General features: G+C 55.8%; 22 protein-coding genes. 6 read left to right on the forward strand and 16 right to left on the reverse strand.

Going from position 1 to position 26,479, the window contains the following annotated elements; genetic code table 11:
* Window positions 1-10 precede the first annotated feature (10 nt).
* Complete coding sequence (gene mprF, locus GOX61_RS08740; protein ID WP_170332926.1) at window positions 11-2,620, forward strand: bifunctional lysylphosphatidylglycerol flippase/synthetase MprF; 2,610 nt, start codon at window positions 11-13, stop codon at window positions 2,618-2,620.
* A 4-nt stretch (window positions 2,621-2,624) separates the two neighbouring features.
* Here mprF and GOX61_RS08745 read toward each other — a convergent pair whose 3' ends face one another.
* The 6 genes from GOX61_RS08745 to GOX61_RS08765 form a co-directional block, all read right to left on the reverse strand.
* The gene (locus GOX61_RS08745) at window positions 2,625-4,202 is read right to left on the reverse strand and encodes an efflux transporter outer membrane subunit (RefSeq protein WP_170332927.1); all 1,578 of its coding nucleotides are present in this window, start codon (window positions 4,200-4,202) and stop codon (window positions 2,625-2,627) included.
* Between the two features lie 11 nt (window positions 4,203-4,213).
* On the reverse strand, window positions 4,214-5,359 hold the full coding sequence (locus GOX61_RS08750) for an HlyD family secretion protein (RefSeq protein WP_170332928.1): 1,146 nt from the start codon (window positions 5,357-5,359) through the stop codon (window positions 4,214-4,216).
* A 21-nt stretch (window positions 5,360-5,380) separates the two neighbouring features.
* A complete protein-coding gene (locus tag GOX61_RS08755; protein ID WP_155138602.1) occupies window positions 5,381-5,743 on the reverse strand; it encodes a DUF3302 domain-containing protein in 363 nt (120 codons plus the stop codon).
* A gap of 35 nt (window positions 5,744-5,778) precedes the next feature.
* Window positions 5,779-6,345, reverse strand: coding sequence for a disulfide bond formation protein B (locus GOX61_RS08760; RefSeq protein WP_170332929.1), 567 nt, complete (start codon window positions 6,343-6,345; stop codon window positions 5,779-5,781).
* A gap of 15 nt (window positions 6,346-6,360) precedes the next feature.
* Window positions 6,361-6,516, reverse strand: a complete 156-nt coding sequence (locus GOX61_RS22415; protein WP_302478280.1) for a DUF5993 family protein — start codon at window positions 6,514-6,516, stop codon at window positions 6,361-6,363.
* 116 nt (window positions 6,517-6,632) lie between these two features.
* Window positions 6,633-7,394: a DeoR/GlpR family DNA-binding transcription regulator gene (locus GOX61_RS08765; RefSeq protein ID WP_170332930.1), complete on the reverse strand. Its 762-nt coding sequence runs from the start codon at window positions 7,392-7,394 to the stop codon at window positions 6,633-6,635.
* A gap of 253 nt (window positions 7,395-7,647) precedes the next feature.
* Here GOX61_RS08765 and glpD point away from each other — a divergent pair, with 253 nt between their 5' ends.
* Entirely contained in the window at window positions 7,648-9,243 is a 1,596-nt protein-coding gene (gene glpD / locus GOX61_RS08770; protein ID WP_170332932.1) for a glycerol-3-phosphate dehydrogenase, read from the forward strand.
* A gap of 66 nt (window positions 9,244-9,309) precedes the next feature.
* Here glpD and GOX61_RS08775 read toward each other — a convergent pair whose 3' ends face one another.
* From GOX61_RS08775 to metG, 3 genes are all read right to left on the reverse strand, one after another.
* A complete protein-coding gene (locus GOX61_RS08775; RefSeq protein ID WP_170332934.1) occupies window positions 9,310-12,447 on the reverse strand; it encodes an efflux RND transporter permease subunit in 3,138 nt (1,045 codons plus the stop codon).
* Between the two features lie 3 nt (window positions 12,448-12,450).
* Entirely contained in the window at window positions 12,451-13,581 is a 1,131-nt protein-coding gene (locus GOX61_RS08780) for an efflux RND transporter periplasmic adaptor subunit (protein WP_254436804.1), read from the reverse strand.
* 317 nt (window positions 13,582-13,898) lie between these two features.
* Window positions 13,899-15,617 (reverse strand): methionine--tRNA ligase, encoded by a 1,719-nt coding sequence (gene metG, locus GOX61_RS08785; RefSeq protein WP_170332938.1) that lies wholly within the window; start codon window positions 15,615-15,617, stop codon window positions 13,899-13,901.
* A gap of 256 nt (window positions 15,618-15,873) precedes the next feature.
* Between metG and GOX61_RS08790 the strand changes: the two genes are divergently transcribed.
* Together GOX61_RS08790 and GOX61_RS08795 are read left to right on the forward strand one after the other, a co-directional pair.
* Window positions 15,874-16,590, forward strand: a complete 717-nt coding sequence (locus GOX61_RS08790; protein WP_170332940.1) for an OB-fold-containig protein — start codon at window positions 15,874-15,876, stop codon at window positions 16,588-16,590.
* Window positions 16,591-16,624: 34 nt separating this feature from the next.
* Window positions 16,625-18,298 carry a flotillin family protein gene (locus GOX61_RS08795; RefSeq protein WP_170332941.1) on the forward strand — a complete coding sequence of 558 codons (1,674 nt, stop codon included), beginning with the start codon at window positions 16,625-16,627 and terminating at the stop codon, window positions 18,296-18,298.
* A 33-nt stretch (window positions 18,299-18,331) separates the two neighbouring features.
* Here the strand turns inward: GOX61_RS08795 and GOX61_RS08800 are convergent, their stop codons facing one another.
* The 6 genes from GOX61_RS08800 to GOX61_RS08825 all read right to left on the reverse strand — a co-directional run bounded on the left by GOX61_RS08800 (window position 18,332) and on the right by GOX61_RS08825 (window position 24,172).
* On the reverse strand, window positions 18,332-19,555 hold the full coding sequence (locus GOX61_RS08800) for an MFS transporter (protein ID WP_170332943.1): 1,224 nt from the start codon (window positions 19,553-19,555) through the stop codon (window positions 18,332-18,334).
* A gap of 80 nt (window positions 19,556-19,635) precedes the next feature.
* Window positions 19,636-20,316, reverse strand: a complete 681-nt coding sequence (locus tag GOX61_RS08805) for a YceI family protein (RefSeq protein ID WP_170332945.1) — start codon at window positions 20,314-20,316, stop codon at window positions 19,636-19,638.
* Between the two features lie 71 nt (window positions 20,317-20,387).
* Entirely contained in the window at window positions 20,388-21,008 is a 621-nt protein-coding gene (locus GOX61_RS08810) for an ImuA family protein (RefSeq protein ID WP_170332947.1), read from the reverse strand.
* Window positions 21,009-21,077: 69 nt separating this feature from the next.
* Window positions 21,078-21,659, reverse strand: coding sequence for a retropepsin-like aspartic protease family protein (locus tag GOX61_RS08815; RefSeq protein WP_170332949.1), 582 nt, complete (start codon window positions 21,657-21,659; stop codon window positions 21,078-21,080).
* A gap of 42 nt (window positions 21,660-21,701) precedes the next feature.
* Window positions 21,702-22,322 carry a MarC family protein gene (locus GOX61_RS08820; RefSeq protein ID WP_170332951.1) on the reverse strand — a complete coding sequence of 207 codons (621 nt, stop codon included), beginning with the start codon at window positions 22,320-22,322 and terminating at the stop codon, window positions 21,702-21,704.
* Entirely contained in the window at window positions 22,319-24,172 is a 1,854-nt protein-coding gene (locus GOX61_RS08825; protein WP_170332953.1) for an ABC-F family ATP-binding cassette domain-containing protein, read from the reverse strand. The genes GOX61_RS08820 and GOX61_RS08825 overlap by 4 nt, the downstream gene beginning before the upstream one ends.
* 105 nt (window positions 24,173-24,277) lie before the next feature.
* On the opposite strand from GOX61_RS08825, the gene GOX61_RS08830 reads away from it, so the two are divergent.
* On the forward strand, window positions 24,278-25,480 hold the full coding sequence (locus tag GOX61_RS08830; protein ID WP_170332955.1) for a multidrug effflux MFS transporter: 1,203 nt from the start codon (window positions 24,278-24,280) through the stop codon (window positions 25,478-25,480).
* A gap of 114 nt (window positions 25,481-25,594) precedes the next feature.
* Window positions 25,595-26,017, forward strand: a complete 423-nt coding sequence (gene ndk / locus GOX61_RS08835; protein WP_155143779.1) for a nucleoside-diphosphate kinase — start codon at window positions 25,595-25,597, stop codon at window positions 26,015-26,017.
* 60 nt (window positions 26,018-26,077) lie between these two features.
* Here the strand turns inward: ndk and GOX61_RS08840 are convergent, their stop codons facing one another.
* Complete coding sequence (locus tag GOX61_RS08840) at window positions 26,078-26,425, reverse strand: TfoX/Sxy family protein (protein WP_170332957.1); 348 nt, start codon at window positions 26,423-26,425, stop codon at window positions 26,078-26,080.
* Window positions 26,426-26,479: the final 54 nt, after the last annotated feature.

Consider the following 26,479-nt stretch of genomic DNA (forward strand, 5'->3'; position numbering starts at 1 on the left):
GAAGCTCAATATGTCCATACAAGAGACAGGCGAAGAATCGCGAGCGGTGCGTTGGGTAGAACGCATTACCGAGTTGCTGGAGAAACCTTGGGTCAGACTGGCAATTCCACTGTTGATCACGCTGATTGCACTGACGGTGCTGCATGATCTGTCTGCGCATGTGAAGTGGGCGGATGTCAAAGCTGACATTGCAGGCACATCATGGCGTCTGTTGTTCTTTGCCGTTTGCTGGACAGCTTTCAGTTTTCTCTCACTTTCATTTTACGATGTTTTCGCGGTTCAGAGCGTCGCTGAAGGAAAGGTGCCGCTGCCGGTCGCCGGAATGGCGGGGGCTAGCGGCTATGCGGTTTCGAACTGCCTCGGCTTTTCATACATAACAGGAACCGCCATTCGGTATCGCATATACGCATCTCTGGGGCTGGATCTGGGTCGCGTAGCCGGAGTGATCGCCACTTCATGGGTCGCATTCTGGATGGGATTGGTTTTGATACTGGGTATTCTGTTGACTACCCATCCAGACGGTATCTCGAAAGTGATGCCGATAAGTGAGATCACCGAAACCTCGATCGGTGTCGCCATGCTTATCGGTCTGATTTCGCTCTTTATCTGGCTTTCAAGCGGCGGTCGCCGGCTTGCTTTCGCTGGGGTTGGTTTCAATCTTCCCGGAGGGCGTCTGGCTGGTTTGCTGACTGTCGCCGCCGTTGGTGACCTGTTCGGAGCATCCATGTCACTTTATGTGCTGATGCCCGATGATCTTGGTGTCGGCTACCCGTACTTTTTTACAATTTATATCGCGGCTATCGCGGTCGGCATATTAAGCCACGCACCGGGTGGTCTGGGGGTGTTCGAGGCGACGTTGATTGCCGGATTGGGCGCATCAGGGCGGTCGGATGTGATTGCTGCGTTGCTGCTCTATCGGGTGGTTTACACGTTTCTGCCATTTGGTATCGCAAGCGTATCCATCGCAGTCGCATCAGCATTGACCCAACGCCATAGGATCGGTGGGGCTGCAACATGGGTCTACCGGGTGATCCGGCCAATTGTACCGATGGTAGCAGCAGGTATTGCTGCAGTTGCTGGTGTGATCCTGCTTGTATCCGGCGCCTTGCCAGCCAGTTCGCAGAGTCTGGGTGCGTTGCGAGAGTTTCTGCCTCTGTCCTTTGTCGAAGCCTCGCATTTGGTGGGCAGTGCGGTCGGCGTGCTGTTGATCCTTGTGTCCCGTGGATTGTTCCGCAAGCTGTACCGGGCTTGGATCGTTGCCATGATCCTGATGCTGGCCGGTTTCTTTGCTTCGCTTGCAAAGGGACTGGACACACATGAAGCGCTCAGCATGTTGGGTACAATCGCGCTGCTCGCGTTGTTCAAGGGGGCGTTCTACAGGGTTAGCGGAGCATCAATCTTTCGTCTGAACATACCCTGGCTTGTCAGTGTCATCGCATTGCTGGCTGTGATCTTTTGGGTCGGCTTGTTTGCCTATAAACACGTCGAGTACCAGAACGCTTTGTGGTGGGAATTTGCCTGGAATGGTGATGCGTCACGGTTCCTGCGATCCAGTTTCGTTGTTGCGGTGATATTGGGTATCGTTGCCGTGAACTCGTTATTCGGGCGCGAAATCCCTCAGGTAAAGCGCACTGAAATTCCCGAGGTTGTTGAACGCCTTGTGATGGAAAGCGAAGACACTGAGGCGCAGATTTCCCTGACCGGTGACAAGCAATTCCTGATCTCCCCCGATGAAACTGCATTCATCGCTTACGCCGATACGGGCAACGCCCTGATCAGTAAAGGTGAACCAGTTGGTGAAGAACATGCTGGTCAACAACTGATCTGGCAGTTGCGCGAGATGGCGGATCGCGAAGGAAAGCTCTGCGCATTTTATAGTGTGTCGACCAAGTATCTGCCCACGTTTCTGGATTTGGGACTTTCGATCCTGAAGATCGGAGAAGTTGCCCGCGTTCCTCTTGAGGATTTCTCTCTGGACGGGAAGCCGCGCAAGCGTTTTCGGCAGGCCAAAAACCGTGCTGAGCGTGAGGGATATGTATTCGAGATCGTTCCGAAAGAGAAATTGGCCCCGTTACTTCCAGAGCTGCGTCAGATTTCCGATGACTGGCTTGCCGGTAAATCTGGTGAGGAAAAAGGCTTTGCTCTTGGCGGTTTTGACGAGGAATACCTGTCTTACTTTGATCATGCGATTTTGAAAAATGGCGAAACGGGAAAGATCGTTGCATTTGCCAATCTGTTTCAGGGTGGAAACAAGTCCGAATTGTCGCTGGATCTGATGCGGTATGAGCCTGACAGCCCCAGCTTTGTTATGGATGCTCTGTTTGCGGAAATGATGGTGTGGGGGGCCGAGCAGGGCTTCCACTGGTTCTCGCTTGGCGCGGCACCTTTTTCGGGCATTGAAAATCGGCAGTTGGCGTCACTTTGGAACCGGATTGGCGGGTTCGTCTATGAGCATGGCGAGCAATTCTATCACTTTGAAGGATTGCGCTCATTCAAACAGAAATTCGAACCGGAGTGGAGCCCGAACTATCTAGCCAGCCCTGGGGGGCTGGCTGCACCGCGTATCCTTTACGAGGTGAACATTCTGATCTCGGGTGGTCTGCGGGGGCTGACGAAGTAAGCCTTCAGTTCAGGCTGGCACGTGTTGGCGTTTCCTCTAGCAGGTCGCCCCAATCCGTACGGTAAGCCATTTCGGCAAGCACGGTTTCAGGCAGAAACTCCTGATTTTGCCGGATTTGCCAGCCGCCACCCAGTCCCTTGTAAACGGCAACCAGGTTGGCAGAAACCTGTTGCCTTGCCTCAATCAGATTGGCCTGAGAACGCAGCAGGGCGGTTTGCGTATTCAGAATTCTGGAATAGCTGGCGATGCCGTCACGATACTGGTCGACTGCGATGGCGGCCGCCTTGCGGGATGCATCGACACTGCGTTGATAGAACGTTACCTGCTTACGCGCCTCAGCATAGGCGACCATCGCGCTTTCCACTTCGGAGTAGGCGGTTAGAACCGTGTTCTGGTAGTTTGCGATCAAAGCCTGATAGGCGGCGTCCTGTGCTCGCACGTTGTTCTGTATGCGCCCGTAGTTCAGCACGTTCCAGACCACCCCGGCGCTTGCCAGACCCGTGTTGCTGTTCGAGCTGAACAGGTCGCGACCACCCGAAGCCTGAAGCCCAACAGAGCCAGACAATATGAATTGCGGATAGAGATCTGCCATCGCGATACCAACCTGTGCGGATTGGGTCGCTGCGGCCAACTCAGCCGCTCTGACGTCCGGTCTCCTGCGCAGCAGTTCAGCCGGAACGCCCACAGCGACGTTAGATCGTGCGGTTGGAATGCGGCCGTAGTTACCCAGCAGGTTCGTCATGCGCGACGGAGTTGCGCCAAGTAGCACCGCAAGCGCGTTCTTGGCTTGTTGCAGGTCGCTTTCAATCGTCGGCACCAAGGCTTTGGTGTTGTTCAGAAGGGCGGTTGATTCCTGCACGTCCAGCTCGGTCGTGACACCGTTGTTGAACCGGAGCTGTGTGAGATCTGCGGATTCCTGCTGCAACTTTATGTTCTCGCGCGCGATCGCGAGTGACTCCTGCAAAGCGCGGATATTGATGTACAGCGCAGCGACGTCCCCGGTAAGGGTAACGAGCGCATCGTCATAGTTGGCAACCTGCAAGGCCAGATTGGACCGGGCCGCCTGAACGCCACGTCGCTGTGCGCCCCAAACATCAAGTTCCCACTGTGCGTCAAAGCCGACTTGTGAGGTCGAGAACTCAGTGTCCAGCGGGATGATTTGCCTGATATCCGAAACCGGTCCAAGGTTGTCACTGATTTGGCGGCGTTGCAGTGATCCGCCGATCGCTTGGGATTGAGGGTATAGCTCTCCAAACGCGATGCCCAATTGAGCACGAGCCTGAAGGACGCGAGCGCCTGCCACTTGCAGTGTCAGGTTCTGGGCGTAGGCCTCGGCAATCAGCTTGTTTAGCGTTGGATCGTTGAATGTCTCCCACCACTTCACAACGGGCGCGCTGCGAGATGTCAGGCCGCTGCTCTGGCTGGCACTTGGGCTGTTAACTTCGATCCACTGCTTTACCACAGGTGAGTTGGGGCGGACAAAATTCGGGCCAACAGGGGCACAACCAACAAAGATCGACGCACATAGGGCCGTTCCCATAAGCCTTCTTAACAGATGCTTCTTGGAATTGGGCCATTTCATAATGCGCATCCTCAGATATCCAGTGGTCGGATGAAGTTGGCGAATGAGTAAAGCCGCATGTTGATACGGCGCAGAAACTCAAAGCTTTGACCGCGACCGGTGTAGATTGCGACCGCCGCGTGACCGCCTGCAGGGAAAGTGTGGCCCTCGGGTACGTCGACCGTAATCTGTACCGCTATGCGTCCGGGTAGCTTGGGAAGTTCAAAGCCGGGCAGGCGGCCAGATGGCAGATATTGACCCTGTCTGGTGGCCCACCAGATCGCCTCGACCTTGCCGTTCAGAATCTCACCGGGATAAAGGTCCAGTGCGACTTCAACCGGTTGGCCGGGTTCCACGAACTTCAGGTTTTGCTGACGGAAGGTGGCAAGAATATAGGGCTCGTCTTCTGTCACGAAACTGGCGATAGCACCCAAGCGAATTTCGCCTACAACGAGACCGGGTCGGGCCTGTTGCGATACGATCATCCCGTTTTCAGGTGCGTATATCGTTGTATTTTCTAGGAAATACTCAGCTTCTTCCAACTGAGTCTGTGCCTGAATGATCCCGGTGTTTACACCATCGATCTGTGAAGCCAGAGCGAGGTTCGCTTTTTCCAGATTGGCCTCGGCCTCTTTTACCTGTGCTTGATCCTCGGCGACCTGCTCATTCCAACGATCGAGTTCATCCTGTCGCGCACCACCAGCGGGGACCAAATTTTCATATCGTGCCTTTTGAGTCAGGGCATAGGCGAGCTGCGCATTGGCACGTTCGATAGACTCAGTCGCCGCAATCACATCTTGTTCCAGAATTTTGGCGTTCTGTTCGGCGGCTACCAACTGGGCTTTGGCATTGTCTACCGCCAAAGAGAACACGGTATCGTCAAAGCGATACAGCGGTTCTCCCTTGGTGACCCATGTGTTTGGCTCCACCAGAACTTCGGTCAAAAGGGTTGGCTGCGTCAGTCTCGGGACGATCTGGATGGTCGAGCGAACTACGTGGCTGTCGGCAGAGAAGGGCTGAAAGAAGCGCAGTGCGACCAGAAAGATCAGCAGCAGATGCGCGCCCACCCAGAATGAAACAACACCCCAGGTGATGTTGAATTTCAGCCATTGTGCCTTGAAGAAAATGAACCAGACAAAAATTATGTAGAACAGCGTGATGCCGAGGGCCATGAACATGTTGTTTTGCTTCCTCTGGCCTTAGCTCTGCTCTGTGTCGTCGGTGTCGAGACGATCCCGGTACTCAGGCTTTACTTTGCCGCCTAAGCGTTTGATTTCATCCCGAATTGCGTCGCGTTCATCATCCGGCATACGCCGCAGATCGACGGTGACGCCGTCATGGAACGCCCACATAAAGGCGTGCACCCACGGAACAACGGCCAGAAAGCCCATCCATCCCATGATCTTGACGGCCTCAGCATGAGGATGATTGCGTTTGATGGCGATCCGTCCCGGCAATCCCATGAGGAATAGAAACAGCGCCATGACGGCTGCCAGAAGCAGGATCAACGCCACGAAAGTCAGGTAGTCATAGTAGCCCAGCGGCTGCCCCAATAGTCCCATCTACATGCCTCCTTGTGGGAAGGTTGAAACCATCCTCAATTGTTGTTGCCCAGTTCGTCAATGAGTTTGTAGCTGGTTGGCGGGTCAGCGCAAACCGTTGGGCCACATTCGATCAGTGTGGAGACCGCATTCAAAGCAGCTAAACCTAGCATGATAAAGAATGCGACTTTTGCCAGTGTGCTACCGCCAAAGCGCTGTTCTGTTGATCCGTTTTCATATTGCTTCTCGAACATCAGCATGATCGAGGTGCCGAGCAGGATCAGAAAAAAGCAGATTGCAGCCCAAGTGTAATAGTGCAGCCCCAAAACGGGAGATCCATAGTGACCGGTTCCCGGGACGATGTGCAAAAGGATTTGGCGAACGGCAACGCTCACTCCGAACAGTGCACCCAGCAGCATGAGTGCATAGTGCCGTGCCCGGGCACCATAAAGCAGATTGAGGCCGAGGCCGACGCCCACCGCAACAAAACCAACCCGCTGTAGCAAGCACAAAGGGCAGGGCAGTTCATAGAGCTTGAGCTGATAGAAGTACGCCAGCACCAGGACCAGGCTGACGGCTAGTGTTCCAAGCGCATTCAGAGTGCGGGACAGTTCAAGTGTCATGGTCTTGTCCCTCGCTCACAACTGAATGGTTAGTTGGCTGGTGGCGTGGTACTTCAGCCAGTACACACTCAACGCCAGCGTGATAAAGAAAATGGTATTGGCTATCCCGGTTCTTCCAAAGTAGTTCAGCCCCATAACGGCTGTAAGTAACGCAAACAAAAGCGCTATCATGGCCCGGTCCCTCCCTCCCGTGCAACGATTGCAATATGGTTTGATACTGTCAGGTGCGCCGCCATCTGGCAAGAAAGGCGTTCGGGTACTCGCGCTAAATGAGAAGTTTCAAGGAGCTATTCGCAAAGAACCAGACGCGTCTTCCACTCACCGCATTGGCTTGTCAGTTCGGTCGATAGCGGAAGATCGGTGTAGAATGCGCTGACTTCAGAAAGTGATCCGATGCGCGCGGGCGCGGCGCGGTGAAATTTGGAGTTGTCCGCCACAAGGCAGGTCTGCCGCGCCTGGGCAATGATGGTTTGGCTGACATGGACCTCCTGAAAATCGAAATCCAGCAGATCACCCTCAGCATCAAGTGCTGAGCATCCAATAATGGCATAGTCGAATTTGAACTGTTTGATTGTGGAAACGGTTAGGTTTCCGATCAAACCTCCATCAGATCTTCTTAGCACCCCGCCCGCTACAACGATCTGACAATCAGGGTTGGCGACCAGTATGTTTGCGACGTTCATATTGTTCGTCACGACCATCAGGTTTTTATGGTTCAGCAACTGCTTCGCGACGGCTTCGGTCGACGTGCCAATGTTCATGAAGATCGAAGCGCCATCCGGGATATCGGCTGCACATTTCGCTGCAATCCGCGATTTGGCATCTTCGTTCAGTTCGCGACGATCTTCGTACCCAATATTCGAGACACCGGATCGCAGGACCGCGCCTCCGTGAACCCGATCCAGTTTGCCGGCCTCTGAAAGCTCTGAAAGATCACGGCGGATGGTCTGAACAGTTACGCCAAACTTATCCGCCAGCTCTTCGACCGCGACGCGTCCGTGTTGCTTGGCGATTTCCAGAATGTCGGACTGGCGAAAGGAAAGGGACATGTAGGGCTCCGGTGAAACATTCACCTGTTCGTTTTTGTTCTTTTCTCAGAAGAATTCAATGATTTGTTTCGTCACTACAGCGAGCGATTTGATGGCCTTGATCAATCCAGTTGTTAATCTGAAAGCTCGTTCAGGTATTTTCGATCTGATGCTTGTACCCATTAAAACGAATAAAAACGAAAATACAAGTTGACGATACGAATGTGCGTAGGGTTAATGCCCTCGACCTCTCTCAACAGAAGAATCGAGTTCCATGGAACAGCCAGATACCCGAATTACCGACCTTTTCATTATCGGCGGTGGGATCAACGGATGCGGGATCGCACGCGATGCAGCTGGTCGCGGATTGTCAGTCACGTTGGCCGAGATGAACGATCTGGCGTCAGCAACGTCTTCGGCATCAACCAAGTTGTTTCATGGTGGTCTTCGTTACCTCGAATATTTTGAGTTTCGGCTTGTTCGTGAGGCATTGATTGAGCGGGAAACTCTGTTGCACGCAATGCCCCATATCAGTTGGCCAATGCGGTTCGTGCTGCCTTACCATGACGATATGCGGTTTGACTCGCATACACCGACTTCGCATTTGTTGAGCACCGTTATGCCTTGGATGCATGGTCGGCGCCCGGCTTGGTTGATCCGTTTGGGACTGTTTCTTTACGACCATCTTGGCGGCAGAAAGATATTACCAGGCACCAAATCACTTGATCTGCGAAAAGAACCCGAAGGCGCTCCGCTGCAGAACAAGTTTGAAACCGCTTATGAATACTCCGATTGCTGGATCGAGGATTCACGGTTGGTCATCCTGAATGCACGTGATGCTGAAGCGCGTGGCGCAGAGATTCTGGTGCGTACCGAAGTACAATCCGCTGAGCGCGTCGATGATCTGTGGCATGTGACCATTCTTGATAAGGACAGCGGCGATACACGTCTGGTTCGTGCCCGGATGCTGATCAACGCGGGTGGCCCTTGGGTCGGCGATATCATCCAGTCCAAAATTCGCGTGAATTCGCGCGAGGGTGTTCGGTTGGTTCGTGGCAGCCATATCGTGACCCATAAGCTGTTCGATCACGACAAGTGCTATTTCTTTCAGGGTGAGGATGGCCGCATAATCTTTGCAATCCCGTATGAGCAGGATTTCACCCTTATCGGCACGACCGATCAGGATCACGAAAATCCCTCTGAACCACCGGTTTGTACTGAAGCAGAACAGGACTATTTGTGTGCCTTTGCAACAAAGTACTTTGAGCGCCCTGTTACACGCGAAGATATCGTGTGGACCTATTCTGGTGTTCGCCCGCTGTATGACGACGGAGCGCACAGCGCGACAGCGGCCACCCGCGACTATACGCTGAAGGTAGATGCTGCTGGCGGGGCGCCGGTGCTAAACGTGTTTGGTGGCAAGATCACGACCTATCGCCGCCTGGCTGAAAGCGCGCTCGAGAAAATAGCCGAACATTTCCCTAACTTGCCCGGTCCTTGGACGGCAGGCGTTTCTCTGCCGGGCGGCGACTTTCCCGTTGATAGTGCCGCACATCTGGCGAACGATCTTCTAATGGACTACGGCTTTCTTGACCAATTCTGGGCGAACCGATTGATCCGTGCTTATGGCACTGAGGCGCGGTCAATTTTGGGTAACGCGCAAACTGCCGGGGATCTGGGTGAAGATTTTGGCGCAACGCTTACCGCTCGCGAGCTGGAGTGGCTTATGGACAAGGAATATGCGCGGACAGCAGACGATGTCGTCTGGCGGCGCAACAAGCTGGGTTTGCGGTTGAATCAGGTGCAAATAGCAAGAATTCAGGCATGGATGGACGAGCATCACATCAACGCCGTTGCAGCTGCCCAGTAAGCTGAGCCAGACAAAAGAAAACGCCCCGCGAATTTCGCGGGGCGTTTGGCGTTCTACTCCTGCGCTTTAAGCGGCTTCTTCGGAAGGACCAGAGCCCTTGTTGCCGCCTTTCAGCCATTCTCGCATCCCCTGCATCACCGCATATAGTACGGGGACAAGAATGACGCCAAACAACGTTGCAGCAAGCATGCCACCGAATACGGCCACACCGATGGCCTTTTGGCTGGCGGCACCCGCGCCACTGGCAGCCAGCAACGGAACAACGCCCAGCAGGAAAGATAAAGCCGTCATCATAACCGCACGGAAACGCTGATGCGCAGCCTCGGCCGCGGCGTCTTTGATGGAGAGGCCATTAGCGCGTTGCTCCATCGCGAACTCGACGATCAGAATCCCGTTCTTGGACGCCAGTCCCACAAGCATGATCATACCGATCTGCGTATAGAGATTGATGTCACTTCCGACGATCGCAACTGCTGAAACAGCCCCGAATAGAGCGACGATCACCGATAGCAGGATTGACACCGGCATGGTCCAGCTTTCGTATTGGCCGACAAGGAACAGATACCCGAACAGGATTGCCAGACCGAGGATCACAACAACCAGACCACCTGATGCCAACTGCTGCTGAGCGGTCCCGGTCCACTCAAAGGCATATCCGGGGGGCAGGGCGGTTGCAGACTCTTCCGTCATTACGCTGATCGCATCGCCTGTCGACAACCCTTCTGCTGGGACGGCGGTTACTGTCGCAGAACGGAACAGGTTGTGCCGTTTCAGCAGAACCGGGCCCAGTACATTCTCAACATCGATCAATGTCCCAAGAGGAACCATCTCGCCTTTTGTCGAACGCACATAGAGGTTTGAGATATCCTCGACATTGTCGCGATAAGAGCCTTCCGCCTGGATCATCACGCGATAGACGCGGCCAAACAAGTTGAAGTCATTGACGTAATAGGAACCCAGTTGCGCCTGCATTGTCTGGAAGATCTCAGCCACGGACACCTGAAGCGTCTTGGCTTTCTCACGATCCAGATCGACGAACAGCTGCGGAACGTTTGCGCGGAAGGTCGTATAGGCCTGACCGATCTCTGGACGTTGGTTCGCCGCATAAACGAAGGAACCAACGGCTGAGGCAAGATCCTGAGGCGTACCACCACCGGTTTGCTGAACCTCCATTTCAACGCCGGCAGACATACCGAGACCCTGAATCGGGGGCGGGTTGAAGGCGACAATGGAAGCTGCGGACTCTCCGTTGGCAATTGCCAGAACCTTACCGAGGATGGCATCGGCACTTAGATCTTCCTCCTGTCGATCATCCCAGTTTTCAAGGTTAACAAAGATCGCTGCACCATTGGTGATCGTCCCGTTCAGCAATGAGAAACCGTTGATCAAAACGGTGCTCGAAACGCCCGGAATCTGTTGGATCTGTTCATCAACCCGTGCCGAAACCAGCTCGGTCCGTTCCAGTGTAGCAGCATCCGGCAACTGGATGTCGACGAACAGATAACCGTTGTCCTCAAGCGGCAGGAAGCCGCTGGATGTATTGGACATGATGGTCACGCCGCCGAATGCGAAGGCCGCAATGATACCCAGCGAAACGACGGGTATGATCAGCAATTTCCGGACGATGGCCACATACCCGCTGCGCATTGACCCGATGAAACCTTCGAACACAGCCAACAGCCCTTTGGGAGGGCCGGACCGTGCTTGCAGCACCAGTCCGCACAAGGCAGGAGAGAGTGTCAGAGCGTTGATCGATGAGATCACAACCGCGGTCGAGATCGTGACGGCGAACTGTGAATAAAGCCGTCCTGAAATGCCGGGCATGAAGGTAACCGGCACGAATACAGCCAACAGAACCAGCGTGGTTGCGATCACCGGCCCGGTGATTTGGCCCATAGCCTTACGAGTTGCTTCGGCCGGTGGCAGACCTTCATCCGCAATGATGCGTTCAACGTTTTCGACCACAACAATGGCGTCGTCCACCACGATACCGATGGCCAGAACCAGAGCGAACAATGAGATCGTATTGAGCGACATTCCAAACAGCAGCAGGAATGCAAATGTACCGATCAGTGATACCGGGATCGCAACCGCGGGAATGATGGTCGCGCGCCAACTGCCCAAAAACACAAACACGACCGAAATCACCAGAATGAACGTCAGGATCAGGGTTGTGACAACGTCATTCAACGATTGCTCGACAAAGTCCGTGGTATTGAACGGGACCTTGTACTCAACGTCAGTTGGGAAGGCGCGAGACAGACGCTCCAACTCGGCCTGAACGCGGTCGGACACTGCAAGTGCATTGGCGCCGGGGGCCTGATAAATGCCGATGACTGTGGCAGGAACACTTTCGAAATATCCAGAGGCTGCATAATACTCGGCACCAAGCTCGACTCTGGCGATGTCTCGGACACGTACGATTGAGCCAGCGTCACCTGTCCTGATCACGATGTCACCAAACTCGGTCGCAGATGTCAGACGCCCTTTGGTCTTGATCGTGTACTGGAATGTCTGTCCTTCAGGTACCGGAGGAGCGCCAATGGAACCTGCAGACACTTCGATATTCTGCTCCCGAATAGCGTTGATGACGTCCCCAGGTGTGATCGATAGGGCCGCCATCTTGTCCGGGTCCATCCAGATCCGCATGGCGTATTCCAGATTGGTCAGAACATCCGCTTTACCAACGCCCTGAACACGCGCCAGCGCATCCTTCAGGTTGATGGACGCATAGTTCGACAGGAATACACTGTCATAGGTACCGTTCGGCGATGTCAGTGTGACCAGCAACAGCATGTTGGTCGACGCCTTTTGCGTCACAACGCCTGAAGCAGTCACTTCGCTGGGCAGGGACGACATGGCTTGCGCCACACGGTTCTGCACGTTCACCGAGGCGATATCAGGGTCGGTGCCGACCTCGAACGTGATGTTCAGAGAGTAGGAACCGTTGTCTGACGAGGTGGACGTCATGTAAATCATGTCGTCCACACCGTTGACCTGCGCCTCAATCGGCGCGGCGACCGTGTTTTCAACGGTTTCAGCGTTCGCCCCGGTATAGGTGGTTGTTACGCTTACCACAGGCGGGGTGATGTCAGGGAACTGGGCAACGGGCAGTACCAGATAGCCGATGCCGCCCATGATTGTCAGAACAAGTGAGATAACAAGCGCCAGCTTAGGCCGGCTGATAAACAGGGCAGAGAACATCAATTATTCTCCCGGCTGCTCAGAAGCGACGACCGCGTCTACCGCTACGCCGGGACGTACGCGCTGTAGCCCTTCGACGATTACGCTTTCGCCCTCACGCAGGCCATCGGCAACAATTACGGCAGAGCCCACTGTGTCGCCAGTGGTGATGTAGCGCTGTTCAACCATCTGCTTATCATTGACGACCAGCACGAATTCACCCCGCTGATCACGCTGCAGAGCGGCTTGAGGAATAAGGACTTGCAGTGTCGGCTCCAGCGCTTCGATACCAACGCTCAGGAAAGCTCCGTCGATGATCAAGCGCTGCGCGTTGTCAAACTCAGCCCGCACAGTAATTGCGCCGGTCAGCGGGTCGATGCGGTTGTCGACAAACACGATACGGCCCGTTTCGTCCAGTTCGGTACCGTTGGGCAATGTTACATGAACGTTGGGACTTTTGTTGCTTTCCGCCAGCGACGCCGCGCTCTCTCCGTATTGCTCTAGAACCGAAGTGAACTGTTTTTCGTTCAGTGAGAAATTCACATAAATGGGAGCTTCACTGACCAAGTTAACCAGTGGTGGGTTGGTTGGGCCAACCACATCACCAACGCTGGTAGCGACCCGACCGATGCGTCCATCGAATGGCGCGTGAATTTCCGTATAGCTCAGATCCAGCTGTGCTTGCTGGATGGCAGCATTTGCTGCTTTGACTTCGGCCTCGGCAACAAGTTCGTTTGCCCGCGCGATGTCGCGCTCGGATTCCGGGGTCGCGTCGCGCTTGTAGAGTTCTTCTTTTCGGGCAAGATCGACTTTGGCCAGTTCCAGATTTGCTTCGGCGCGGTCCAGATCTGCTTTGCGCGCCTCAAGGTTGGCCTCGTACAGATCGGGTTCGATCGTAAAAAGCAGATCGCCTTCATTGACCAAAGCGCCGTCATCGACATTCTGGCTTTCCAAAAATCCGCTTACACGGGCAACGATGTCGACCTTGTCGATAGCCTCTGCACGTCCGATGAAGACGGCTTCGTCGGTAATCTCCTCAGAGTAAGCTGCGGCAATTGAAACTTTGGGTGGAGGAGCCTCACTTTGGTCTTGCGCCAAAACCGGTTGCGCCAGTCCGATGCAGGAAAGTACTGCGGCGCGTCTGAACAATGTCATGATCGCGCCGTTATGAGAGGAAGTTGAATGCTTCAATGCAAGGGACATGGCAATTGCCTCGTTCAAACTACAATCGTTGCGTCGAAGCGGAGTGATCGAAGAGCCGAGTCGACGGAATTCTTAGGCAGGATGGCTGTTTTGCAGTCATATCTCAAGCATTTGAATTTGTAGTTGTACAAGAGATTGCGCAGATTTCCCCGCAGGTTGGCAGACTTAAGCTCGTGCCGACACGAGGCATTGACGTCTGTGCCATACCCTTGAACGAAAAAATGGGGGTCTGAACGACCCCCATTCTTTGCATTTACTCTTGTCCGAACTTAGCTGCGCTGACCGGCAAATCGGCTTTGCCATTCCTCACGCTGCTCATCCGTGATTTTGGCGAACAGCACTTCCGGCACAGCAAACTCGTGGCCGGGGGGCAGGGCGGACAGTGCGGCGGCAACATTGTCCGGCCAACTGGTGTCCAGGGTATTCATCGCGCTTAGCATCCGGGCCGAGGTTTCGGGAATGAACGGTGCGCTCAGTACTGCGTAAAGGCGGATCAGGTTCAGGCCCAGGCGCACTTGCGCAGCGGCCTGTTCAGGATCTTCCTTGAAGGTCGACCAGGGCGCCGCGGCCTGAAGGTATTCATTGCCCGCGACCCAGATCGCCCGCAGTTCCTGCGCCGATTTACGAACTTCCATCGCTTCCATATGCCCCTCGTAGGCGCGGACGCGTTTGGTCAGTTCGTCGATCAGGGCTTGCTCACGCTCGCCATAAGCACCACCCTCGGGGACAGCTTCACCAAATTTCGACCGGCAGAACTTGGTGATCCGGCTAACGAAGTTGCCCAGAACGTCCGCAAGATCCTTGTTCACCGACTGCTGGAAGTTCTCCCAGTTGAACTCGCTGTCGCTGCTCTCGGGGGCATGGCTGAGCAGCCACCAGCGCCAATAATCGGCGGGCAGAATCTCCAGCGCCTGATCCATGAAAACGCCACGGCCCTGAGAGGTCGAGAACTGGCCGCCGTCATAGTTCAGGTAGTTGAACGATTTGAGGTGATCGACCAACTTCCACGGCTCGCCAGACCCCAGAATGGTGGCCGGGAAGCTCAGAGTGTGGAAGGGCACATTGTCTTTGCCCATAAACTGAACATAGCGCACGTCATCTGCACCTTTGTCGGTCCGCCACCAGCGTTCCCAATCGGCGTCAGTTTTGCCATTGGCGTCGGCCCATTCCTTGGCGCAAGCGATGTATTCGATGGGGGCGTCGAACCAGACGTAGAAGACTTTGCCTTCCATTCCGGGCCAATCCTGATCGCCTTTCTTAACTGGAACACCCCAGTCCAGATCGCGGGTAATCCCACGATCCTGCAGGCCGTCACCGTCATGCAGCCATTTCTTGGCAATCGAGGTGGTCAGGATCGGCCAGTCGGTTTTGCTGTCGATCCACGCGTCCAGCTGATCTTTCATCGCGGATTGACGCAGATACAAGTGCTTGGTCTCACGCACTTCCAGATCGGTCGAACCTGAAATGGCTGAACGCGGCTCAATCAGGTCGGTCGGGTCCAGCTGCTTAGTGCAGTTCTCGCACTGGTCACCGCGTGCGCGGTCATAACCGCAATTGGGGCAGGTGCCCTCGATATAACGGTCAGGCAGAAAGCGGCCGTCGGCGTTGGAATAGACCTGTTTCTCGGTGACTTCACGGATCAGTCCTGCGTCGTCCAGCTTGCCCGCGAAATGCTGTGTCAGCTTCTTGTTCTGATCGCTGGATGAACGACCGAAGTGATCGAAGCTCAGGCCAAAGCGATTGGCGATGTCCGCCTGGATGCCATACATCTCGGCACAGTATTCTGCGACAGGCTTGCCCGCTTTCGCAGCCGCAAGTTCAGCTGGGGTGCCGTGTTCGTCGGTGGCACAAAGGAACATGACCTCGTTCCCTCGGCCACGTTGGTAACGTGCGTACAGATCAGCAGGCAACTGCGAGCCGATCAGGTTGCCGAGGTGTTTGATCCCGTTGATATAGGGGATCGCCGAGGTGATGAGAATCCGAGCCATGTTCCGTATCCGCGTAACTGTCTGCGCGCCCGTCTACCTTATGTGACCGGCCAGCAAAAGCCCGGCTTTGGCACAGATTTTACTTTAAGCAGCGACACAGCGAAAAATTCACTGGATACGGGATTACAGATTGCAACCTGAATGACCGCCACAATACCCATAGGTTGAAGTTTAGAATCACAACCTCTTGAATTTTCGTCATGACTTCCCATCTAAAATGTATACCGATGTATACCAAAATAGGAACAATCTGCTGATGTTCGACTTTCTACTAGAGGGTGCTTTTGTGCCCTTTACAATGGCGCTTGCGCTTCTGTTCGGCCTTCTTGCGTTGGAACTGATCGCATTACTGCTGGGTGGAAGTCTGCTGGCAGGCGAGGCGGAAGCTGATCTGGACATGGTCGACGCCCTTGATTTGGATGTCGGTGATTTCGACCTGGATATCGATGCTGATGTCGATCTGGGCGATTTCGAATTGGCCGAGGTTGAGGTCGAAGCGCCAGACGCCGCTTCGGTTGGTCCGTTCGGTTGGTTGGGCATCGGAAAGATGCCCTTCATGATCTGGCTTGTCGTTCTATTGGCCGGATTCGGCCTGAGCGGTATGGGTCTGCAACTGGCGCTGCGCGATCTGGTGGGCTTTGACTTGCCATCCTGGATAGCGGCAATTCCTGCAGGTGCATTTGGCCTTTGGTTTGCGCGAGGGTTCGGCGGAGTATTCGCTCGCCTGCTGCCCAAGACTGAAACCGAGGCTATGTCCGAACGGATGCTGGCCCGCCGCCGAGGTGTCGTAACCCAAGGCACCGCCGCAAGGGGCCGTCCGGCAGAAGTTCGCGTGACTGACCGATTTGGCAATTCGCACTACCTGCGCGCAGAGCCGTTGCAGGACAAGGATGCGCTGGCTCAGGGCACCGAAGTGCTTGTGCTGCGCGATCGAAGGCGCGACCGGTTCGTTCTGGTCGGCTTGTCTGAATAACCAAAATTTTTAACCCCATCACGGAGGATATTGCATGGAACTTCCATTCCTTGCCGTCACAGTTGTGACCGTTTTAGCGGTACTCTTGTTTATTGGCCTTGTGCTTGGCCGTCTTTACAAACGCGCGACCCGAGAAATCAGTCTCGTGAAAACCGGTGCAGGCGGAAAGAAAGTCATCATGGATGGCGGCGTAATCATCGTACCGCTGCTGCATGAAGTCAGCCCAGTCAACATGAAGACGCTGCGTCTTGAGGTTCAGCGCAGTGGCGAAGCAGCTCTGATCACCAAAGACCGTATGCGTGTCGATGTAGGCGTTGAGTTCTATGTCTCAGTCATGGCTACAGAAGAGGGCATCGCACGAGCTGCACAGACTCTTGGTGACCGAACATTCGACGTCGAGCAGCTGCGGGAGATGATCGAAGGCAAGCTGATCGACGGTTTGCGCGCCGTGGCTGCTCAGATGACCATGGACGGTCTGCATGAAAACCGTGCTGACTTTGTTCAGGAAGTGCAGAATGCAGTGTCCGAAGACTTGCTGAAGAACGGTTTGTCGCTGGAATCCGTTTCACTGACCGCACTGGACCAGACACCGTTTGAAGCTCTGGACGAGAATAACGCCTTTAACGCCGTGGGTATGCGTAAGCTGGCCGAAGTGATCGCTGTGTCCAAGAAAGAGCGTGCGCAGATTGATGCCGAAGCCGAGGTCGAAGTGCGTCGCGCAGCGATGGAAGCAGAACGCCAGAAACTGCTGATTGAGCAGGATGAGGCACAGGCGCGGATCGAACAGACGCAGAAGGTCGAAACCCTGCGTGTGGCGCAAGAGGCTGAGATTGCTGCACGGACCGAAGACTCGGTGCGGGAGACTGAGCGTGCCCGGATCGCCCGTGAAGAAGCGATTCGCGCTGCCGAAATCGAGCGTGAGCGTAAAATCCGCGATGCGGAGATCGCCAAAGAACGCGAAATCGAAGTCGCCGAGCAGGAGCGTCAGATCATCATCGCGCAGAAATCCGAAGAGGAAAGCCGCGCTCGTGCGTCTGCTGATCTGGCCCGTGCTGAGGCGACAAAGGCGACCGAAGCTGTGGCAACAGCGCGTCAGGTGGCTGAGGCCGAGCGTCAGAAGCAGATCGTTCTGATCGAAGCGACTCGTGAGGCCGAGCGTCAGGCGACAGCGATCCGTCTGTCTGCGCAGGCCGAGAAAGAGGCTGCTGCTGACCGTGCTGAAGCCCGTCGTGAGGAAGCGCAAGCCGAAGCGGACGCGCTTAACATCCGCGCCGAGGCGAAGAAGAACGACATGCTGGCCGAAGCGGAGGGTAAGCGTGCGATCGTTGAGGCAGACAATGCGCTGTCAGTGGATCAGATCCGGATGAAGGTTGATATGGCACGTATCGAAACCATGCCTTCTATCATCGCGGAAATGGTCAAACCGGCCGAAAAGATCGACTCGATCAAGATCCATCAGGTTGGTGGCATCGGTGGGGCAAATGGCGGTGGTGCCGCGTCGAGCGGCGACAAGCCTGTGGTCAACCAGGCATTGGATTCGATCATGGGAATGGCGGTTCAGATGCCAGCGCTCAAGAAGTTGGGTGAAGAGCTGGGTCTGTCGATGGAGCAGGGCGTTGGCGGAATCGTCAACGGCGCGCTTGAACCATCGGTAGAACAAGTGGAAGAGGCCGAGGTGGTTGAAGAGAAACCACGGACCGAACACTAAGATGAAGGGGCCGGGATTATCCCGGCCCTTTTTCTATCTGCCCTCACGCGAGCGTTTCAACAATCGACCGATCGTGAAGGATGTGCGGGGCGCGTAGACATAGTTCGTGCGCTCTTCCGGAGTTGGACGTGACCGCATCCGCGCAAGTCCGAAGATGATCAGGAAAACATGTCCGAGCGCAACGAAAGCGAACAAGGCGCCTGGGCCGAATTGCTGGATCAGTGTCGATGAGATGTAGGGGGATGCGATAGCACCCAATGCGTACCAGAACATCAGGGCAGCCGACAACTCGACCCGTTGTTCTGTCGTGGCAAAGTCGTTCGCATGCGCCGAGGACACCGAGAAGATTGGGAATGTTGTAAAGCCGAACAGACCGGCTGCCAGCATTACACCCAGCGTACCGGTTCCGCTGGCGGCCATAGTAATCCCGCAACTCAGGACCGCGGCAATTGAAAGCCAGATCAAAACCCAGCGACGATCGTATTTATCAGCAAGCCAGCCCATCGGATATTGGGCCAGGGCTCCACCCAGAACAAAGGATGCCAGGAAGAAGGCGATTTGATCCACGCCCAGACCAACCTCCTGGCCGTAAACCGGACCAACCATCCGGAAAGAAGCCGAACTCAGCGCGGCGACGATCACGCCCGCAACGGCCAGTGGAGAGCTGCGCCATGCCAGTTTCGGACGCAGACGTGGCGCATCAGGTGTCTCGGGCTGGCTGGCGCGGGTCAGTGTCAAAGGCAGGAGTGACGCGCAGCACAATATGGCGAGCAGATTGTACGAAACGTAGGATGCAGGCGGCAGAACGGCGATGATCAGCTGCGCCCCCAGAGATGCGCCCATATCGACGATGCGATAGGTGCCCATCGCACGCCCGCGTGTTTCATTTGTGACTTTGGCGTTCAGCCACGCCTCAATCACCGTGTAGCTGCCAGCCACACATGTGCCTGAGGCGATACGCAGCGCTGCCCAGATATACGGGTTGTCTGTCAGAGTGTGTCCGATCAACCCCATTGCACCCAATGCCGTGCAAACCGCAAACGCTCGCGAGTGACCGACATTGCCCATCAGGCGCGGTGCCCACCAGCATCCGATGAAAAAGCCAAGAAAATGTGCTGACCCCAGTAGACCGATCTGTTCGGTCGAAAACTCAAGCGTCAGTCCCGAGATTGCATCCAGTGGTCCAACGCCGCCCGTCGAGAGCTGCAGCAGAATGACAGAAAGAAAAAGGGCGGCAAAGGAAATGATCGTGCGCATAACGGTCCCAGCTTGGCGGTATCGCACAGGGTTGCGCGCACCTAATCGACTTTATCGCGTCGTTTTTTGTCTATCACGGGTCAAGTCTGGCGCAAGATCTCGGCACGGATATTCAGACCCACGGTATCCTGAACCAGATCGGGATAGCCCGATGCGCCGAAATCATGCCGGTTTAGCGCCCCTTTGAGGTGAATGAAGAGTCGATCAAGGTCTTTCACGTCTGAACCTGATTGTCTGTACAGATTGGCCTGCAGGGTAATGGGGCGGGTGACACCGCGGACGGTGACATTGCCGGTGATGCTAGCCCCGTTCGAGATACGCCCTCCGGGTCCCAGCTGTATCTTGGTCGAGACAAAACGGATTGTTGGGAAACGTGCCGCGTCTAAAACGCTCGGGCTCAGCATGGGCATCTGTGCGAAGGGTAATTTGGTCCGTGCCTTTGCAACATTCATGACGACGTCTACCCGGCTGTTTTGCAGGCGGTTTGTGTCGATCCGGATGTTTGCCGATTGAATTGGCATGGTGCCGGTCTGCGCGACCCCGGAAAGATTGAATGAAAATGAAACAGTCGTGCCGGAAGGAACCAGAGCGTAAGGGCTGAGAGCAGCCTGCGCGATTTGCGCAACGGGCAACAAGGCTATGCCCGCGATCACGCTTCGGCGGGACAGTGCTATTGTGCTGCCTTCTTTTTCGGGTACGTGGCCTCGCTGGGCAGTTGAGCGAGACTTAGGATAGCGGTGAGTGGATATCGTTTGGCCCATGCCTGAACGCTAGGGCGCAGCGCAGGTCTTGGCCATTCACAAGTTCCTTCATCTTTGTGATCTTTATGCGGTCATACAGGCGTATCTTCAGTGGTGATCTGTTTGACCTGCAGGCTGGCACGAGGTTCCGTCTGGGTGGCCAGCCACGTGGCGGGGGGCAGGGCGCGCGCGCGGCGACGGGTCAGGGTCCAGCTGGTGGCCTCGTTTCGATAGGTGGGGGCCATGTGCCAGCGCGTCTCGATCCCTTGCGCACCACCATCGCCGGGGGTCAGCAACAGGCCCAGCGGCGCTTGCCCCATCGTTCCGCCCTGTTCCGCCGCCAGATGCATCCGCCGAACAGGTGTCAGGGCCGGGGCTTCTGGCAGATCGCAAATGATCAGAGGCACTGCACCGCTGCGCAGCGCCTCCTCCATACACCACAATAAATCCGTAGCGTTTTGAGCGCGTGCAAACAAGAAGCGTGCCGGATCAGCAAAGGGGGCCATACCTTCGGGATTCAGCTTCTCCACCTCCCATGCTGGCGAAATCCACAAAACTTCTCTCTGTGTCTGGCTGGCCAGCCACATGGCAAAGCTGCGCCGGGCGGGTCCGCAGGCCTCATGCACGCGACCCAGTTGCAATGTGATCTCATGATGCAGTTTAACCCCCGGCGCCTCACGCGCGGGTTTGCGGCCAAGAAGATGTGCAGACATGTGGTCACGATACACTGTTCACTTTTTGTTCTCAATTGGAAATCGAGCCTGAAAGCACAGGTAAGTTACTTATCGGGATAGAACCAACCGGCCGTCAGCAAATTGAATGTTGGAAAATCGGTGCAGGTAGTCCATGCCCAGCAGTGACTGATTCAGGTCACCTTCGTTAATCCAGGCAGAAACGTTGCTATCCGTGATTGGACCCAGCGTCAGACTGTCCAAGCGCACGGGAGCGGTGCGAACGACACCATTCGCAGTTGCTGCGCGACCGAAATAGTTCAACTGATCCAGATCGATACCAATGCGCTTGGCGTCTTGGGGGCTAAGCACGATCTGGCTGGCACCAGTATCGACCAGAAAAGTAATGGGCTCACCGTTCACCAGCATCGGAAGGTAATAATGTCCGTCAAAGGAGCGGGGAACCTCGATCGTGTTGCCTGTCACTGCCATTTGCGGCGCAGGGCTGACGGTGGAACGAATATCCTCCCACAGGCCAACCAGAGCAATGACGCCAACGAAGATGAAGACCCAGGCCATGACCTGCTGCATCGTCTTGCCCAACGACTGACGATTTTGCGTAATGAACCAGAACAGCAGGGCTGCACCCAGCAGAACCAGATAAGTCAAACGCCCGAAATCGTAGCCATCCATACCGTCACCCGGAAATTACGAACCTGGCCACTATATGGTGATTCATGACGCAAAACCAAAGGCTTTGAGACCATCAAGGATGAACTGAACGGACAGTGCTGCCAGCAGCATGCCGAGCAAACGTGTCAGAACATTCAGGCCGGTCTTGCCCAGAAAACGCGCGATGAGACCACCGGACAGGAAGAACAACAGAACAACAGCCATCACTGCAAGCATGACAGCGCTTGCGGCGGCGATGCCCTGAATGCCGGGATGTTCACCAGCAAGCAGGATGATAGTCGCGATAGAGCCGGGACCGGCGACCAGTGGTATGGCAAGGGGAAACACCGAAGGGTCAGGGTGCTCTTCCTCTTCGACCCGGTCTTCACGTCGTTTCGTGCGGCGTTCAAACAGCATGTCCAAAGCAGTCAGGAACAGCAATGCACCGCCTGCTACTTTGAAGGCCTCCATCGAAATTCCCACAAACCCCAATACGGCTTCGCCAAAGGCGGCAAAGGCGATCAGGATGCCGGATGCTGTCAGGCACGTGCGCAGCGCGACACGGCGCCGGGTCGCGGCATCCATATCCTGCGTCAATGCAACAAAGATCGGAGCCGTGCCGAAAGGGTCAATCACCACGAACAAGGTAGTGAACGCCGTGATGAAGAATGCCAAATCAATCATGCGACACCCTCCGCCTGTTCCAGTTTCTCGGCGGCCGCGACCCACAGGGCTTCGGCGCGTTGCATTGCCTCGACCACTTCTGAGAATTTGCGGTTCCAGGTCTCCAGATCGCTGATCCGGTCGTCCTCATACAGCGCAGGGTCCGCCAATTTGGCTGACAGTTTATCATGCATGTCAGTCAGCTTTTCGAGCCGGTCTTCGCATTTTCGCAGGTCCGCGCGCAGCGCCAGCACCGCCTCGCGCGATGGACGCTTTGGTTTTGCGGTTTGCGGTTTCTCTTTGACCGGTTTGTCGCGGGCCAGCAGCATGGTGCGATAGGTTTCAAGATCACCATCGAATGGTTTGACAGTACCGTCCGAGACCAGCCACAGACGATCAGCAACCAGTGACAGCAAGTGCATGTCATGGCTGACTAGAACAACTGCACCGGAATAAGCCGTCAGCGCTTCGACCAAAGCCTCGCGGCTTTCGATGTCCAGGTGGTTGGTTGGTTCGTCGAGGATCAGCATATGGGGCGCGTCGATGGTCGCGATCAGCAGCGATAGCCGTGCTTTTTGCCCGCCCGACAGGCGACCGACCAGAGTCTCCGCCTGATCCGAGTTCAACCCGAAACCAGCAAGGCGCGACCGCCACTTGCCCGGAGCCTCATCCGGCCGCAGACGTCGTAGGTGGTCCAGCGGTGTTTCGTCCACATGCAACTCATCGACCTGATGCTGCGCGAAATAGCCGATGCGCAGCCTGTTGCTGCGGGTCATTTTGCCTGCCATCAGGGGCAGGCGGTCGGATAACAGCTTGGACAAGGTCGACTTGCCCTGACCGTTCTTCCCCAGCAGGGCGATGCGGTCATCCTGATCGATACGCAGGTTCAGGCGGCGCAGCACTTCGGTCTCGCCATAGCCGGTCACACCACCTTCGATCTGGATGATCGGAGGGGACAGTTCCTCAGGTTCAGGGAATGAGAATGCGCGCAGCGCGGCTTCTTGCGGGGTCGAGACCAGTTGGATGCGTTCGATCATCTTCAGGCGAGACTGCGCCTGTACGGCCTTCGAGGCCTTATACCGGAAGCGGTCAACAAAGCTCTGCAGATGGGCGATGCGGGCCTTGGCCTTGGCATTCTCGGATTCAGCCTGTGCCAGACGTTCGGCGCGGCGTTCGGCGAATTTGTAGTAGGGCACCGCGTAATAGGTCAGCTTGCGGTCTTCCAGATGCAGGATCGAGCCGACCGCACGGTTCAGCAGCCCACGGTCGTGGCTGATGATGATGACCGTATGCGGATACTTGGCCAGATAGCTTTCCAGCCACAACGCACCTTCGAGGTCCAGATAGTTGGTCGGTTCGTCCAGCAGCAGCAGATCGGGCTGCGAAAACAGCACCGCGGCCAAAGCCACGCGCATCCGCCAGCCGCCCGAGAAATCGGAGCAGGGGCGCAGTTGGTCCTCGTCATCGAAGCCCAGACCTTTTAGGATCGAGGCCGCGCGCGCCTCAGCCGACCAAGCGTCGATATCGGCCAGACGAGTCTGGATGTCGGCAATGCGGGCAGGGTCCGTGGCGCTGTCGGACTCAGCCATCAATGCGCTGCGTTCGGTATCAGCCGCCAACACCGTGTTGATCAGCGAGACATCGGAGGAAGGCACCTCTTGCGCCACTCCACCAATCCTCGCGCGTTTCGGCAGCACGATATTGCCTGATTCCAAGGCCAATTCACCCCGGATCAGCCGGAAGAGGGTGGTTTTCCCCGTACCGTTCCGCCCCACAAGGCCGACCTTGTGGCCATCGGGTATTGTCGCACTGGCCCCATCGAACAGGGGGCGGCCTTCTACCGCGTAGGTTATGTCTTCGATCCGTAGCATGACGCGCTCTTAGCAGAGCGGTGATGCCGCCGCCAGCAGCTTGACATGTTCAAAGCACAGACGATGTGTTAGCGCTGGTCCGATTGGTTTTCTGACGGTTTCATCATGCGCGCGGCTCAGACGCCCCCATCTCTGATCACATTGATATTCGCCACGGCGTTATCGGTGTTGTCGTTGAACATGTTTCTGCCGTCACTTGCGCGGATGGGAGAAGACTTTCAGGTCGATTATGCCCTGATCAACCTGTCGGTTGCTGGCTATCTGGCTGTGTCCGCCGTACTGCAGTTGATCATGGGTCCTTTGTCGGACCGCTTCGGTCGCAGGCCAATCCTTTTGATTTCCATGAATATTTTCGCGCTCGCCTCTCTGGGTTGCGTATTGGCCGAGTCAATCTGGGTTTTCCTGGGTTTCCGTCTGCTGCAAGCGGCAGTCGTGGCCGGGCCAGTTTTGTCCAGCGCCTCGATCCGCGACCTGTACACCCCCAACGAGGCGGCCAGCAAACTCGGCTATGTCGCTATGGCGATGGCTCTCGCTCCGATGCTGGGGCCGATGCTGGGCGGTGCGTTGGATATGCTGTTTGGCTGGAGGGCAGGGTTCGTATTGTACTCCGCTCTTGGTGCCGGAATGCTGCTGTTGTTGTGGGCGGATATGGGCGAAACCAACACGAACCGATCCGCAACGTTCTCTGCCCAATTGAGAGAATACCCGCATCTGTTTCGCGCACGCCGGTTCTGGGGCTATGCGCTATGCGCAGCGTTCTCGATTGGGGGCTTTTACAGCTTTATTACAGGTGCCCCTTTGGTGGCGGCCGTTTGGTTCGATCTAAGCCCGGCGATGCTGGGTCTTGGGATTGGTATCATCACCGGCGGCTTCATGGTCGGTAACTTCATCACCGGGCGGATCGCGGCAAGAACGCAGTTGACGACCATGATCCTGATCGGCCGAGTATTTGCCTCGATTGGTCCGCTTTGTGGCCTGCTTCTTTTCCTGGCGGATCAAGGGTCAGTCTGGGTGTTCTTTGGCTCAGCCATTTTTGTGGGCTTTGGCAATGGCCTGACAAACGCCAATGCCTCGGCAGGGGTGATGTCAGTGCGCCCAAAGCTGGCTGGCAGCGCGGCGGGTCTATCCGGGGCAATGATCGTGGCATTGGGGGCAGTGCTGACTTCAATGACAGGCGCTTTCGTTACGCCTGAAAACGGGCCGTACCTGGTTCTTGGGATGATGTTTGCCAGCAGCTTTGTCGGCCTGCTCGCCGTGCTTTACGTTCGCCGCGTCGACGTGTTGGAGCCTTTGCCGGACACAATCTGATCGCCAATCGCCTTAGACGCAATCATTCCACTTTTCATGAGGCACATACCGTGTTACGCGGCGCGCGATGGATTTCGGCGCGGACCTCGCGCCATATAGTAAGGAGAGGCCGATATGGCACTGGAACGCACATTCTCGATCATCAAACCCGATGCAACCCGCCGCAACCTGACTGGCAAGATCAACGCAAAGTTCGAAGAGGCCGGCCTGCGCATAGTTGCGCAAAAGCGCATCCACATGACCAAAGAACAAGCTGGCAAGTTCTACGAAGTGCACGCCGAGCGTCCGTTCTATGACGAACTGTGCGAATTCATGTCGTCGGCTCCGGTTGTTGTTCAGGTTCTGGAAGGCGAAGGCGCCATTGCAAAGAACCGTGAAGTCATGGGGGCAACCAACCCTGCAGACGCAGCAGCTGGCACCATCCGCGCCGAGTTCGCTGAATCAGTTGGCGAAAACTCGGTCCACGGTTCGGACGCACCTGAAACTGCAGCGGTTGAAATCGCATACTTCTTCTCAGGTATTGAACTGGTCGGCTAATTCGCCATCAGTTGAATTCCAGAGGCCGTGCCTGAACGAGGCGCGGCCTTTTTTTGTGCTCTATACAGGTTTTAAATCCTTGGGTGCCACGCGTACGCCAATCGCATCCAGTTCAGAGACCAGTTTTGATTGCGGTGCCTTGGTTATTCCGGTTTTGATCTGGTCGAACCGTTGACGCAGGGCTTTTTTCTCTTCGCCTTTGCAGTCATTCCAGGGGCGACCCTGTAATCCCATGACCAGCACGTAATATCCAATGAAATGGGCTTTTGTCCCTGCTTCCAACAGTCGGGAATAGGCTTCGTCCGCACCCAGTTCCCGCAATTGCTGGGCAGAGTGAATGCCCGCACGAGTACAAGCCTGTTCAAAGGCTGGGCCAAGGTTGCGGATTGAGGAAACCGGATCAGACATGAACCCGTCTTAGCTTGGCCGCTGCGACATGTCACCATGGTCTCATTCTAATAG

The sequence above is a fragment of the Ruegeria arenilitoris genome (assembly GCF_013030265.1).
GTDB lineage: Bacteria > Pseudomonadota > Alphaproteobacteria > Rhodobacterales > Rhodobacteraceae > Ruegeria > Ruegeria arenilitoris_E.

Bases quoted from the DNA above. Each gene is read 5' to 3' on its own strand.
- mprF (WP_170332926.1), top strand. From the start codon at position 11: ATGTCCATACAAGAGACAGGCGAAGAATCGCGAGCGGTGCGTTGGGTA.
- GOX61_RS08745 (WP_170332927.1), bottom strand. From the start codon at position 4,202: ATGAAATGGCCCAATTCCAAGAAGCATCTGTTAAGAAGGCTTATGGGA.
- GOX61_RS08750 (WP_170332928.1), bottom strand. From the start codon at position 5,359: ATGTTCATGGCCCTCGGCATCACGCTGTTCTACATAATTTTTGTCTGG.
- GOX61_RS08755 (WP_155138602.1), bottom strand. From the start codon at position 5,743: ATGGGACTATTGGGGCAGCCGCTGGGCTACTATGACTACCTGACTTTC.
- GOX61_RS08760 (WP_170332929.1), bottom strand. From the start codon at position 6,345: ATGACACTTGAACTGTCCCGCACTCTGAATGCGCTTGGAACACTAGCC.
- GOX61_RS22415 (WP_302478280.1), bottom strand. From the start codon at position 6,516: ATGATAGCGCTTTTGTTTGCGTTACTTACAGCCGTTATGGGGCTGAAC.
- GOX61_RS08765 (WP_170332930.1), bottom strand. From the start codon at position 7,394: ATGTCCCTTTCCTTTCGCCAGTCCGACATTCTGGAAATCGCCAAGCAA.
- glpD (WP_170332932.1), top strand. From the start codon at position 7,648: ATGGAACAGCCAGATACCCGAATTACCGACCTTTTCATTATCGGCGGT.
- GOX61_RS08775 (WP_170332934.1), bottom strand. From the start codon at position 12,447: ATGTTCTCTGCCCTGTTTATCAGCCGGCCTAAGCTGGCGCTTGTTATC.
- GOX61_RS08780 (WP_254436804.1), bottom strand. From the start codon at position 13,581: ATGACATTGTTCAGACGCGCCGCAGTACTTTCCTGCATCGGACTGGCG.
- metG (WP_170332938.1), bottom strand. From the start codon at position 15,617: ATGGCTCGGATTCTCATCACCTCGGCGATCCCCTATATCAACGGGATC.
- GOX61_RS08790 (WP_170332940.1), top strand. From the start codon at position 15,874: ATGTTCGACTTTCTACTAGAGGGTGCTTTTGTGCCCTTTACAATGGCG.
- GOX61_RS08795 (WP_170332941.1), top strand. From the start codon at position 16,625: ATGGAACTTCCATTCCTTGCCGTCACAGTTGTGACCGTTTTAGCGGTA.
- GOX61_RS08800 (WP_170332943.1), bottom strand. From the start codon at position 19,555: ATGCGCACGATCATTTCCTTTGCCGCCCTTTTTCTTTCTGTCATTCTG.
- GOX61_RS08805 (WP_170332945.1), bottom strand. From the start codon at position 20,316: ATGGGCCAAACGATATCCACTCACCGCTATCCTAAGTCTCGCTCAACT.
- GOX61_RS08810 (WP_170332947.1), bottom strand. From the start codon at position 21,008: ATGTCTGCACATCTTCTTGGCCGCAAACCCGCGCGTGAGGCGCCGGGG.
- GOX61_RS08815 (WP_170332949.1), bottom strand. From the start codon at position 21,659: ATGGATGGCTACGATTTCGGGCGTTTGACTTATCTGGTTCTGCTGGGT.
- GOX61_RS08820 (WP_170332951.1), bottom strand. From the start codon at position 22,322: ATGATTGATTTGGCATTCTTCATCACGGCGTTCACTACCTTGTTCGTG.
- GOX61_RS08825 (WP_170332953.1), bottom strand. From the start codon at position 24,172: ATGCTACGGATCGAAGACATAACCTACGCGGTAGAAGGCCGCCCCCTG.
- GOX61_RS08830 (WP_170332955.1), top strand. From the start codon at position 24,278: ATGCGCGCGGCTCAGACGCCCCCATCTCTGATCACATTGATATTCGCC.
- ndk (WP_155143779.1), top strand. From the start codon at position 25,595: ATGGCACTGGAACGCACATTCTCGATCATCAAACCCGATGCAACCCGC.
- GOX61_RS08840 (WP_170332957.1), bottom strand. From the start codon at position 26,425: ATGTCTGATCCGGTTTCCTCAATCCGCAACCTTGGCCCAGCCTTTGAA.